Genomic DNA, 12,638 nt, shown 5'->3' with positions numbered 1-12,638 from the left:
AATGGAAAACAATTTAATTTTACCCGCGCTGATCCTTGTTCCGTTCATTGCAGGTTTTACTTGTTGGTTAGTCGATAAACTCGACAAAACTTTGCCACGCTGGATCGCCTTAATTGGTATGCTCATTACGTTGGGCTTAGGTCTTGCACTTTGGCAAAGTGGTACTTATAGCTACGAGTTAGGCTCAAAAGTCCCAACTTGGACAGCTGAGTTTTACTTACCGTGGATTCAATCTCTCGGTATTGGCATTCATCTAGCAGTGGATGGCTTGTCTTTACTCATGGTGTTATTAACAGCTTTACTTGGTGTACTTGCTGTTGGTTGTTCATGGGGTGAAATCCAAAAGAATGTTGGTTTCTTCCACTTAAACTTGTTATGGAGTTTAGGGGGCGTTATCGGTGTGTTCTTGGCAATTGATTTGTTCCTATTCTTCTTCTTCTGGGAGATGATGCTTGTACCAATCTACTTCTTGATTGCGTTATGGGGTCATAAGGGTTCAAACGGTCGCTCACGTGTTTACGCTGCAACCAAGTTCTTCTTATATACGCAAATCGCTGGTTTAGTAATGTTAATCGGTATCCTTGGCCTTGTGGTTTATGGTTACATGATGACGGGTATGATCGGTTTTGATTACAACTATTTATTAGCTGTAGCGAATCGTTTACCTGCTGGCTTCGCGTATGGTTTCATGATCTGCTTCTTTATTGGTTTTGCAGTGAAGTTACCAGTTTTCCCATTGCATGGCTGGTTACCGGATGCCCATGCTCAAGCACCTACAGCGGGTTCTGTAGACTTGGCTGGTATCTTGATTAAAACAGCAGCGTACGGTTTGCTTCGTTTTGTAATTCCATTCTTCCCGGCAGCTTCTGCACAGTTTGCAGATATTGCAATTATTTTCGGTTTGATTGGTATTTTCTACGGCGCGTGGTGTGCTTACCAGCAAACTGATATGAAACGTTTACTTGCGTATACGTCGATTTCACATATGGGCTTCGTTTTACTTGCTATTTATGCAGGTAATATTTTGACCTTCCAAGGTCTAATGATCATGATGTTGGCACATGGTTTGTCATCAGCTGCATTGTTCATTATGTCTGGTCAAATCTACGAGCGCTTACATACACGTGATTTACGTTTGATGGGTGGTCTTCGTGGTCAGCTCCAGTATTTACCGTTCTTCTTAATGTTCTTCGTCGCAGCTCTTGTTGGTGTGCCAGGTTTAGGTAACTTTATTGGTGAATTCCTGATTTTGATGGGTTCATTTAATAAATATCCTGTATTCACGATCATTGCTTCTATCAGCCTTGTATTTGCAGGTTTGTATGGCTTGATCTTGATTCACCGTGCTTTGTTTGGTGAACCAAACTCTGAACAAAAGCAACACTACACTAGTCCATTAAAAGACTTATCTGCTCGTGAAGTTAGTATTTTGATGATTTGTGCGATTGGTCTCGTTTGGCTTGGTATCTATCCACAAACATTCTTGGATGTATCTCATTCAAGCATGCAGTGGTTGGTCAATAGTTATGTACCAGTACAAGAAGTCGTTGAAACTGTTCAGCAAACAGCTACTCAACTTGACCATGTGGAGATCCAATAATCATGAACTTCACAGTATCATTTTCTACGCTTATGCCTTTAGCACCGGTGATGATTGTTGCTTTGACAGCAGTCGTCGTCATGCTGTTAATTTCAATTAAGCGTAACCATAATTTAATCGCAACAACCTCTGTTGTCGGTTTAAACCTTGCTGCACTTTATATCTTGTTAGAATTATTTGGCGGTAAATTTGTGCCGGCAAATGTGATGGGCATGTTTATGGTTGATCCATTTACTATGTTCTATCAATTCATGATTTTAGTTGCATCATTGGCTTGCTGTACTTTGTCTCATGCATATATTGAGACTTATAAAGACAACCGCGAAGAACTCTATCTTCTGTTACTTGCTTCTGTAGCAGGTGCAATGTTGATGGTTGCAAGTTCACACTATGCATCATTCTTCATTAGCCTTGAGTTAATGTCGATTCCTGTATACGGCTTACTTGCTTATACATATCAACGTAGTCAGTCGCTTGAAGCAGGGATTAAGTATCTTGTGCTTTCTGCAACAGCTTCTGCAATGTTGTTGATGGGTATGGCGTATATCTACGCTTACACTGGTTCGCTTTCATTCTATGACTCTGTACAAGCTTTATTTGGTGCAATCAAACAGCCAATGGTGTTATTAGGTTTAGCACTCATTATTTTTGCTGTTGCATTCAAATTGTCGCTTGCACCGTTCCATAAATGGACACCAGATGTATATGCAGGTGCACCAGCTCCAATGGCAACGTTCTTGGCGACTGCTGCTAAAGTTGCAACAATTGGTTTGTTCGTACGTTATTTGCTTGCTTCTGGCGCAATCATGGTGAACTCGCTAGTGACTGTTTTGACAATCATTGCCGTATTGTCAATTTTAGTCGGTAACTTGCTCGCTGTTCGTCAGGTCAACTTAAAGCGTATTTTGGGTTATTCATCTATTGCTCACTTTGGTTATTTGTTAATTGCTTTAATCAGCATGACATATGCAAGCTTGGGCAGCGTAACTGTGTATGTGGTGACTTATGTATTAACGACTATTGGTGCTTTTGGTGCAGTAGCGTTAATGTCTAGCCCATATAACAACGTAGATGAAGCGCAAAGCCTTGCAGACTACCGTGGTTTGTTCTGGCGCCGTCCAGTACTTACAGCAACATTAACAGTCATGATGTTATCTTTGGCTGGTATTCCATTAACAGCAGGCTTCATTGGTAAGTTCTTGGTTGTTATGGCTGCTGTAACAACTCAACACTGGTTCTTAGCTGCAATGATTATTGTGGGTAGTGGTATTGGTTTGTATTACTACTTACGTGTGATGGTTGTTATGTATATGACTCCACCTGAAACTCCTCGTATTGATGCTGATGCACATTGGGGACAAAAAGTGGGTGGTTTAATGGTATTGGCTGCTGCTGCATTAGTTATTATTTTGGGTGTTTATCCAGATCCAATGATTAATTTGGCATTAAAAGCAGAAATTTTATCTCCATTACATTTCATGCTTTCTCAGCAACAATAATTCTTGTGTACAAAAAAGCCTCCAAATATGGAGGCTTTTTTTTATTGATAGTTAAAAAAAGATTATAATAAATACGTTTTTATATTTTTAGGTAACATCTGTGGCCATTCAAGAAATTCGTCACCCACTTATTCGTCATAAATTAGGTTTATTACGTCGTGCTGACATCAGTACCAAGAATTTCCGTGAGCTTGCTCAGGAAGTGACTATGTTATTGACATATGAAGCGACGAAAGACTTACCAGTTGTGGATTGTGAGATTGAAGGTTGGGCTGGCAATGTTACTACGCAGCGTATCGCGGGTAAAAAAATAACGATTGTACCGATTTTGCGTGCAGGTATCGGTATGCTTGATGGTGTGCTTAACCTAATTCCAAGTGCAAAAGTAAGTGTGTTAGGGCTTGAGCGTGATGAAGCAACTCTAGAAGTACGTACTTACTATAAAAAGTTAGTTCCTGATGTCGCTAACCGTATTGCCATGATTATTGATCCAATGTTGGCAACAGGTAATTCTTTAGTTGCTGCTATTGATGTATTAAAGGCAAGTGGATGTAAAGATATCCGTGTTATGGTGTTAGTTGCAGCACCTGAAGGAATCGCGAAAGTAGAGGCAGCACATCCTGATATTCAGCTTTATACTGCATCTATTGACAATGGCTTAAATGAACATGGTTATATTGTTCCAGGTTTAGGCGATGCTGGTGACAAAATTTTTGGTAGTGTTCAAAAAGACTAATTTTTGAAATAACAATAAAAAGAGACTTCATTAAGCCGTATAAATTTTAAGAGCGGAAATGAAAGTCTCTTTTTATTTACTACAGTAATTGCATTGGGAAAGTAGGGTGAAAAATCATGAAGCAAGAGTTTTATACTGGAAGGGTAAAACAATATAACGCCGATAAAGGATTTGGTTTTATTTCGACGACTGAAGGAGATATTTTCTTTCATATTTCTGATTTCCCTGCATCCGAAGGTGAACCGAAAAGAAATGAAAAAGTGAGATTTCTTGCTGCAGATAATCGAGGAAAATTTAAAGCAATTAAAATTGAGCGTATTGATCCTAACCCTGCGAAGACTAAGAAAACTAAAATTGCTGATCACAATAAAGCGATCACAAGTGAGTTATTGTCTAATTTCCGCCACTAATGAATGTGAAGATCAAGCTTTAAGCCTGATCTTCATCGCAAAATTTTAAAAATGCTTTAAGGCCCGGACCTTGATATTTTTGGCGGTGCACTAGCATATAAAGAGGGCGGGTAAGTTGCCAAAATGGAGTATCTAAAATAACAAGTTGACCTTTTTCACTTAAAGGTTCAATCGCTAACTTTGAAATACACGACATTCCTAAACCGCCAGCCACTATTTTTAAGATCGCTTCGTTATGTCCAAGCGTCAAACGGATGTTTGCATCTGGTAAATCTTGCAAAATTGCATTATCAAAGACTTCACGAGTACCTGAACCTTCTTCACGTAAGATCCATTCTACGTCATGAAAATCTTGAGGGGTAAGTGGGCGATTTAAACGTGTTAACGGGTGGTCAGGTGAGCAGCACACTGCTAGCTCATCGTCACGCCAGTGAATACATTGGAGTTGAGGTAAGTGACAAGACCCTTCAATTAAAGCTAAATCAAGCTGAAACTGATTTACAGCTTCAATCATTTGGCGTGTGTTACCAACTTGAAGTTGTAAATGCGCTTGTGGATGACGTTGCAAGAAGTTAGCCATTAAATCTGGCATGAGATAATCACTGATGGTTAAAGTAGCCCCGATACGAAGGTCAATACTCTGTAACTCACCCTTGGCTGCTTGTTCAAAGGCTTCACAGCGGCCTAAAATTTCTAATGCTTGGGGAAGCAGAAAACGTCCAAGATCATTTAGCTGCAAGCGCTTACCTAAACGATCAAATAAAGGAGCACCTAAGCCGTCTTCTAAATCGGCTAAAGCCATACTTGCTGCACTTTGCGTCAGTCTGACCGCATCACTGGCTTTAGTAACGGTTCCTTCTTGGGCGACTGCTACAAAAACAGCCAACTGGCGTAATGTCATCCGCATGTTTAAAAAGCCTTAACGTTTAAAAGTATTCATTATTTCGGCTGTCATGCTAACATGAGCGCACTATTTCATGCCACGTTGAAATCATGTCAATTGAAAAATTTAGCGTAGAAAAAGTTTTATCTGTTCATCGTTGGACCCCAACACTTTTCAGTTTTACCATGACGCGTCCTTCGCATTTTAAATTTACGGCAGGCCAATTTGCGCGTATTGGTTTAAAGGTAGGAGATGAGCTAGTTGTCCGTGCGTATTCGGTGGTGTCTTCTCCGTTTGATGAAACGCTAGAGTTTTTCTCAATTGTAGTACCAGACGGTGCCTTCACTTCGAATCTACAGCATTTGAAAGTCGGTGATGAGCTTTATTTGGAAAAAATTCCATATGGTTACCTGACGTTGGCACGCTATCAACAGCCTTTACCGCATGATCTGTGGTTACTGGCAACAGGTACAGGCTTGGCTCCATTTTTGTCAATGCTACAAGACTTTGAAACTTGGTCTAATTACCAGAAAATTAACTTGGTCTACAGTGTTCGTACTGCGGCTGAGCTGGCTTATGTTGACCGTATTCAAGAGATTGCTGAAACTTTTGGGGAAGGACATTTAGGTTTTAAATTTATTCCTATTATTACCCGAGATCCATCTGCACCGTTACATGAACGCTTACCCGTGTTAATCGAAAATGGTGAGCTAGAAAAAGTAGCAGGCTTAGAACTCAGCCCAGCATCAAGTCATGTCATGCTTTGTGGAAACCCACAAATGGTTGATGATACGAAAGAGGCTCTAAAACGCCGTGGTCTTACAATGAATCGTCGCGGTGAAGGAAATATTGCGGTAGAAAATTACTGGTAAAACAGGAAGTAAAATATTTTAAGAAAAATTTTATGGATATGTTTGTTTATTAATGGACAAACATATCCATAAACTCACGGATCTCTGCAATCGCGCTGTCGACATCTGTTGAAAGCCATGTTGGTTCAAATAATCCCGCATAGTGTTCAAGGCGGTCTTGAGGAACAACTAGGCGAACAGGACAATCTTCTTCGAGTAAACGCCACGGTAAAATTGGAACTTCATTGTCCAGAAATACATTGATATTACGAATATCAACAATCATCGCATTAATGCATTCAGGAAATGGCATGACCGAGAACTCTTCGGTGCGGCGACGGAAATATTCAAGATCACCCCATTTGAGTTCATAACTTGGTTTATTAAATTCAATAATACCAATGAGATGGTCATCTCTTGTCTGATGCAAATAACATTGATGTGTGACGTCAGTGTCGAGATCAAGAGTTACGCTTTGCTGACGATACATCATAAAATTGAGTAGCTTTAAAACAAGGGGGCTTATTATAGCGTATTTTATAAAAAGTAAGGGCTAAAACATATTGTATTACAAATCGGACTTTAGCGAAGATTCTGAATATCGAGAAGTTAGATTCTAAAACGTTATAATTAAAGTGGCTAAATTTTATACTAAATTAATATTTTTAAAAGTAGAGTTTTGCAACCGTAGACACCTTCTCATAATGCTTTTTCACACAATGCAACAAATCAAATTGTTATGATGAATATAAAGTTAATGATAATAGAAGAGGGGAAAGAAGATGCATGATTTTTCAAAACCGCCTCATGTGACGAGTCCGGAAGAGACTGCAAAAAAAAGAAGATTGCCAGTTTATATTTTAATTATTGTTGGGCTTTTTCTTCTCGCACTTGTGGTTTATATGGTTGCTGATCACAGCAAAACCCCAAAAGAGGAAGCCGCATTTCAACATGAGACCATACCACAAGTCATTAGTGGTACTTCTGATTTGAAGACCTATGAAGGGTAATAAGCTAACCAGTATATCGTGATAAAAAGCCTTTAGGATGTGACCTGAAGGCTTTTTTTGCAATCTTTTGCATCAATTTGTTGTATTTATGCAGAAGGTTGTTGATTGAAAAATATTCAAAACATAAGGTGACATAGACCGCATTTATCGTCATTTTTTACAACGAACTGGTGTTTTTCATTTAGTGATAACACTGAAAAGAACATAACAATTGAGGACATAACAATATGAATGAATTTTTTAATGGGCCTCGCGGCGCTCAGTTTGATGCGATGTATTACTGGGATCAGTTTCATCCTATTTTAGCTGCAATTGTCATCTTACTGGTAGGCTGGATCATCGCTTTATTGGTGGCGGCAGGTGTAAAAAAACTTCTGCAAAAAGTAAATACCAATGCGAAATTATCTTCAGCGACTGGACGTACACCCAATATAGAAGGTCTGATCTCCAAAGTCGTATTCTGGTTTATTCTGATTCTCGCCGTTGTTGCTGCTTTAAATGTGCTCAACATTAGTGGAGTGAGCGGTCCATTTAGCAACATGGTTAATCAGGTACTCGTCTATATACCAAATATCATTGCTGCTGTAGTGGTGGGCTTTATTGGCTGGATCGTTGCTCGACTGGTGCGGGCGGGGGTGACCAATGTTTTATCCCGAACTCAACTTGATGATAAGTTAAGCAGCGAAGTGGGTGTAGGGGGAATTAGCCAGAATATTGGTGAAATTCTTTACTGGCTTGTATTGTTACTTTTCCTTCCGATTGTTCTTTCAATCTTAGGATTAACAGGCTTACTGATTCCAGTTCAAAATATGGTAAATGATGCTGTAGCATTCTTACCAAATATCTTTATTGCTGGCGTTATCGTTTTTGTTGGTTATATCTTGGCAAAAATTGTACGCGGTATTGTTGAAGGATTAATTAATAGCTTAGGTGTGCAATCTCAAGCGGAAAAAATTGGTCTTTTCAAAAATTCAAATGTAGGCAAATTCTTAGGTTCATTTGTTTTTGCCATCATTATTATTACGACATTGATTGTAGCATTTGAAGCTTTAGGTATTGAGACTATTTCTCAGCCAGCAACAGCAATGCTCAATGAAATTTTACAAGCTATTCCAAACATTATTGCTGCTGGTTTAATTTTACTGGTTGCTTATATTGTTTCACGTTTTGTTGGTCGCTTGGTTGCCGAGTTAATTGCAGGAACTGGTGTTGATGAAATTCCTGCAAAATTAGATGTACAACGCTTTTTAGGTCAAACTAAAGTTTCTAATGCCGTTGGTTGGCTAATCGTGTTCTTTACCATGTTGTTTGCAGTTTCTGAAGCTGCAGACCGTCTTGGTTTCGATCAGATTAGTGGTCTAATCGCAATGTTTATCCATTTCGGTGCAAACATTCTATTGGGCGCTGTAATCTTGGTGATTGGTTTCTGGCTTGCAAATGTTGTGGCAAACGTAGTTCAACGCGGTGAATATAATAGTTCGCGTTGGTTAGGTAGTTTGGTTCGTGTCTTGATTATTGGTTTAGTTCTTGCACTCGGTTTAAGAGCGATGGGTATTGCCGATTCGATCGTAAACCTTGCATTCGGCTTAACGCTAGGCGCAGTTGCAGTTGCTTTCGCTCTTGCATTTGGCTTGGGTGGTCGTCAACCAGCAGAAAGACTTTTATCTGATTTACTGGATAAAGCTAAGAAAGAGGCAAATCAACCAAATCCTTTATATCAACCGCCTACTACTAATAATACAACAGGTAGTCCGTCTACGGCTTCAACTCCGTCAACGACTGCACCATCAACAACAGTTTCATCTGATGCAAAACCAGCTGATTCTGCACAAGTAAATCCATCACAACCACCAGTAAATAAACCGTTTGGTTCTACTGGCGAAAATGATGAAATTTAGTAGGTGTAACTAATTTTCAGATAAACAGTACAAAAAATCTTTGATTTTTGTGATAAGTTCGACCACTCTATATTGAGTGGTCGTTCTGTCTTTGACAGCTATAAAAACAAATAAGTGAGGAAAATACGATGAAAAAACCTGGTCGTTTTTTAGCACCTGTTGTAATTGCTGGGATTACCGTTGGTTTTTTAGCAAGTGCTTATAAATTTGTATTTAGTAAATCCGAATCATCAAAACAGACAACAAGCCATAAGCATGATTCTGAAAAATCATCCAATGATTCGAAAGCATCAAATTAGCTTATTCATCATTTAAACATATTGTGCAGCTGCATAAGCCGAAGACCAAGCCCATTGGAAGTTATAGCCTCCTAAGTGGCCAGTCACATCAAGTACTTCTCCAATAAAGAATAGTCCTTTCTGCTTTTTGCTTTCGAGTGTTTTAGATGAAACTTCAGTTGTATCAATTCCACCTAAGGTAACTTCAGCAGTACGATATCCTTCTGTGCCTGATGGTTTAACAGTAAAACCATGTAGCTGCTCGGCAATATGCTCTAGCTGTGCATCACTGATATTACCAATGGCTGTCTCGCTCTGCTCTGGCCATATAAGTTGTTGTAATTCTTGTACAATACTTTTTGCCGTAAATTCGTTTAGAAGAGTACGCAGTAAAACTTTAGGTTGGGCTTTCTTTTTATCTTTTAAATAAGTTGCTAAATCTTGGCTCGGGAAAAAGTCGATTTTAAAACTTTCACCTGTATTCCAATAGTTTGAAAGCTGTAAAGAACTTGGACCACTCAAACCACGATGCGTAAATAATAATGCTTCAGTAAAGCTATTCTTTGAGTTAGTTAGAGTCACATCTAAAGCATTACCACTTAGGCGTGTAGTGACTTCTTTAATATGATCTGAAAAAGTAAATGGTACTAAACCAGCACGGGTTGGGAAAACTGTATGTCCAAATTTTTGTGCCAATTCATAGCCAAAACCAGAGCCACCTAAAGTTGGGATGGATAATCCGCCTGTAGCCACCACTAATGATTCACAGCTAAAACGGCCCTGATTTGTGTGTACTGAAAAACCACCTTGTTCTAATGGATCGACTTGTCCAACCTCACAATGGGTCTGGATTTCGACATTGTTTGTTTTATTACACTCACTTACCAACATCTCTAAAATTTCTTTAGCGCCGTTTAGCGTAAATAATTGCCCGTGTTTACGTTCTTCATAGGCAATTCCATAATCACAGACCAGACCAATAAAGTCCCAGTTGCTATAGCGTGATAGGGCAGAAATAACAAAGTGCGGATTATGAGAAATATAGTTTTCAGGTTCTACATAGAGGTTGGTAAAGTTACATTTCCCACCGCCTGACATTAAAATCTTTTTACCAATTTTATTGGCTTTTTCTAAAATTAAGACCGAACGTCCCCGTTTAGCAGCATGTGCAGCCAACATGAGTCCAGAAGCACCTGCACCTAAGACAATGACATCGACATGACTGTTAGACATAAGAAGTTCTCGATTAGTCGTGAAAATTAAAAAGGGGCATATACTATCATGCCAGCACTTACTCATGCTAAGGACATTTATACAGGTAAGGGATAAGGCCTTCTAAAAGCGGGTGAGTCATGTGTGAGGTTTATTTCTAATATCAGCTTGTAAACCACCGGAATGAATTGCCAAAATACGAGTATTCTCTGGAAAATAATTGTTTTTTATAAGTTCAAACAGACCAAACATCATTTTTCCGGTATAGATCGGTTCAAGGGGGACCGTATATTGCTCTTCAAAATTTTCAATAAATGCGAATAGTTCAGGTGAGGTTTTCGCATAACCGCCCCAGCAGTATACATCTGTCAAAGACCAATTTTGTTTTTTAGTCCATTGCCTAATCTCTTGTTGTAAGAAATCACCTTTTAAAGCCGAAAATCCTAAGACTTTCTGATGTGCTGCACTTCTTTCAATCAGACCTGAAATCGTTCCGCCAGTTCCGACTGCACAGCAAATCACATCATATTGCTCTAAATCATATTGGCTGAGGATTTCCTGACAACCTTGAACTGCCAGTTCATTGGAACCACCTTCGGGAATGATATAGGTCTGCGGAAATTGTTGCTGTAATTGTTGAAGGTAATTTGCATCATCTCGTAAGCGATATTCATGGCGAGAGATAAAATGTAGCTGCATTCCTAAACTTTGAGCTTTTGCCAAGGTGGGATTAAGTGGTTTACTAGCTAACTCTTCACCACGAATAATTCCTATACTTTTTAAACCAAAAAGATGAGCTGCATAAGCTGTTGCAGCAATATGATTTGAGTAAGCCCCACCAAAAGTCAAAATGCTTGATAAACCTTGTTCTTTTGCAGCAAGCAAATTGTATTTTAATTTGAAAAACTTATTACCCGAAATTTGAGGATGAACTAAATCTAAACGTTTAATGTCGAGATGAACAGGGAAGGATAGTTCAATGTGCTGATAGGAGATAGGTTGGGCAATGTGATCAAACATTAGAAATTGAGAAAAATAATGATTGATCACATTGTAGCTTTTTTAAAGAGGTTTTTAAAAAGCTGATTAAGAGCTTGTGTCGACAGAAGTAATCACTGACATACCAGGGCGTAAGTGTTCTATTCCTTCCTGATTTGGGTCAATGGTAATACGCACGGCAATTCGTTGAACGACTTTGGTAAAGTTTCCTGTCGCATTATCCGGTTTTAGTACACTGAACTCGGAACCCGCGGCTGGAGAGATTTGTTCAACATGACCTGTAAATTTTTTATGTTTCATTGCATCGACTGTAAACCACGCTTTTTGTCCAATTCGCATGTTGGCAATTTGGGTTTCTTTAAAGTTGGCAATCACCCAAGTTTGCTGTGGAATCAGATAGAGTAACTGTGATCCTGCGGCCACATATTGCCCAACGCGAGGGTTTACTTCACCAAGTTGTCCATCCATTGGAGCAACAATAACACTATAGTCTTTGGTGGTTTGAGCTTGGTCTAACTGTGCTTTAGCACTGGAAACTTGTGCTTCTAAGCCTGCTTCTGCGACTTGAGCTGTTTTAAGTGCTTCTTTGGCAACTAGAACATTGGCCTCTGCCTGTTTAAGGGCTGCAAGATTATTTTCGGCATCAGCAGCGGCTTTATCTTGCTCAGATTTAGAAGCTGCTCCACTATTCCCTAGCTGTTGATAGCGTCTAAGCTGTGCTAAAGAAAGTTCATATTGAGCCCTAACTTGTTCTACTTTAGCCTGCGCAGCCACAATATCCGCTTGTTTTTGAGCAATTGACTGAGTTTGATTGGCTAAAGTATTTTTGGCCTGTTCTACTCCCGAAGCCGCTTGTGCTACTTTTTGGTCATAAGTGGTGGCATCAATATGCATTAATACTTGACCCTTTTTAACATGGTCAAAGTCTTTCACTAATACATCTTTAACGTAGCCATTAATTTGCGACGATAAAATGGTAGTTTTACCTTTGACATAACTATTGTCAGTTTGCTGCACACTCGTGGCAAAAGGCCCAATTCTCCATGCCCACAAAATTACTAAAATACCGATAATAAGCACACCCAACATCCATAATAGGGTTGAGCGTTTTGTCGGAATCAGTTTACTTGCAGGTGCAGGTGCAGGTGCAGGTGCAGGTGCAGGTGCAGGCGTTGGCTCATTATTAGATGTTTGAGCAGGGGTTTGTTCCGGTTTATTTTGATCATCTGACATATATCAATCTCAATTTCTATTTCATCAAT

The 12,638-nt window shown here is 39.3% G+C and carries 13 protein-coding genes; 8 read left to right on the top strand and 5 right to left on the bottom strand.

Annotation, left to right across the window (positions count from 1 at the left end; all coding sequences use genetic code 11):
- Position 1: 1 nt before the first annotated feature.
- The 4 genes from nuoM (at position 2) to NQ782_RS15540 (ending at position 4,245) form a co-directional block, all read left to right on the top strand.
- On the top strand, positions 2–1,600 hold the full coding sequence (gene nuoM, locus NQ782_RS15555; RefSeq protein WP_000429844.1) for an NADH-quinone oxidoreductase subunit M: 1,599 nt from the start codon (positions 2–4) through the stop codon (positions 1,598–1,600).
- 2 nt (positions 1,601–1,602) lie between these two features.
- Positions 1,603–3,099 (top strand): NADH-quinone oxidoreductase subunit NuoN, encoded by a 1,497-nt coding sequence (nuoN, locus tag NQ782_RS15550; RefSeq protein WP_001011955.1) that lies wholly within the window; start codon positions 1,603–1,605, stop codon positions 3,097–3,099.
- Positions 3,100–3,199: 100 nt separating this feature from the next.
- Entirely contained in the window at positions 3,200–3,835 is a 636-nt protein-coding gene (gene upp / locus NQ782_RS15545; protein WP_001007343.1) for a uracil phosphoribosyltransferase, read from the top strand.
- A 116-nt stretch (positions 3,836–3,951) separates the two neighbouring features.
- Positions 3,952–4,245, top strand: coding sequence for a cold shock domain-containing protein (locus NQ782_RS15540; RefSeq protein ID WP_057094378.1), 294 nt, complete (start codon positions 3,952–3,954; stop codon positions 4,243–4,245).
- A 19-nt stretch (positions 4,246–4,264) separates the two neighbouring features.
- Here the strand turns inward: NQ782_RS15540 and gigC are convergent, their stop codons facing one another.
- Positions 4,265–5,152 (bottom strand): LysR family transcriptional regulator GigC, encoded by an 888-nt coding sequence (gene gigC, locus NQ782_RS15535; protein WP_001242992.1) that lies wholly within the window; start codon positions 5,150–5,152, stop codon positions 4,265–4,267.
- An 86-nt stretch (positions 5,153–5,238) separates the two neighbouring features.
- On the opposite strand from gigC, the gene NQ782_RS15530 reads away from it, so the two are divergent.
- Positions 5,239–6,000 (top strand): ferredoxin--NADP reductase, encoded by a 762-nt coding sequence (locus NQ782_RS15530; protein WP_000021170.1) that lies wholly within the window; start codon positions 5,239–5,241, stop codon positions 5,998–6,000.
- A gap of 49 nt (positions 6,001–6,049) precedes the next feature.
- Here the strand turns inward: NQ782_RS15530 and NQ782_RS15525 are convergent, their stop codons facing one another.
- Positions 6,050–6,469 (bottom strand): hypothetical protein, encoded by a 420-nt coding sequence (locus tag NQ782_RS15525; RefSeq protein ID WP_002000170.1) that lies wholly within the window; start codon positions 6,467–6,469, stop codon positions 6,050–6,052.
- Positions 6,470–6,761: 292 nt separating this feature from the next.
- Here NQ782_RS15525 and NQ782_RS15520 point away from each other — a divergent pair, with 292 nt between their 5' ends.
- From NQ782_RS15520 to NQ782_RS15510, 3 genes are all read left to right on the top strand, one after another.
- Positions 6,762–6,989: a hypothetical protein gene (locus NQ782_RS15520; RefSeq protein ID WP_000543705.1), complete on the top strand. Its 228-nt coding sequence runs from the start codon at positions 6,762–6,764 to the stop codon at positions 6,987–6,989.
- A 227-nt stretch (positions 6,990–7,216) separates the two neighbouring features.
- Entirely contained in the window at positions 7,217–8,887 is a 1,671-nt protein-coding gene (locus tag NQ782_RS15515) for a mechanosensitive ion channel (RefSeq protein ID WP_057093393.1), read from the top strand.
- Between the two features lie 128 nt (positions 8,888–9,015).
- The gene (locus NQ782_RS15510) at positions 9,016–9,186 is read left to right on the top strand and encodes a hypothetical protein (protein WP_000742883.1); all 171 of its coding nucleotides are present in this window, start codon (positions 9,016–9,018) and stop codon (positions 9,184–9,186) included.
- A gap of 12 nt (positions 9,187–9,198) precedes the next feature.
- On the opposite strand, the gene NQ782_RS15505 is transcribed toward NQ782_RS15510, so the two are convergent.
- From NQ782_RS15505 to NQ782_RS15495, 3 genes are all read right to left on the bottom strand, one after another.
- Positions 9,199–10,398 (bottom strand): NAD(P)/FAD-dependent oxidoreductase, encoded by a 1,200-nt coding sequence (locus NQ782_RS15505; RefSeq protein WP_000071503.1) that lies wholly within the window; start codon positions 10,396–10,398, stop codon positions 9,199–9,201.
- Positions 10,399–10,515: 117 nt separating this feature from the next.
- Positions 10,516–11,397, bottom strand: a complete 882-nt coding sequence (locus NQ782_RS15500) for a 1-aminocyclopropane-1-carboxylate deaminase/D-cysteine desulfhydrase (RefSeq protein WP_005111961.1) — start codon at positions 11,395–11,397, stop codon at positions 10,516–10,518.
- A gap of 66 nt (positions 11,398–11,463) precedes the next feature.
- Positions 11,464–12,609: an HlyD family secretion protein gene (locus NQ782_RS15495; RefSeq protein WP_001278631.1), complete on the bottom strand. Its 1,146-nt coding sequence runs from the start codon at positions 12,607–12,609 to the stop codon at positions 11,464–11,466.
- Positions 12,610–12,638: the final 29 nt, after the last annotated feature.

The sequence above is a fragment of the Acinetobacter sp. BD54 genome, from assembly GCF_044778325.1.
GTDB lineage: Bacteria > Pseudomonadota > Gammaproteobacteria > Pseudomonadales > Moraxellaceae > Acinetobacter > Acinetobacter baumannii.
The sequence above is the reverse complement of the archived record's forward strand: the minus strand, read 5'-3'. Positions and strand labels throughout refer to the sequence as shown.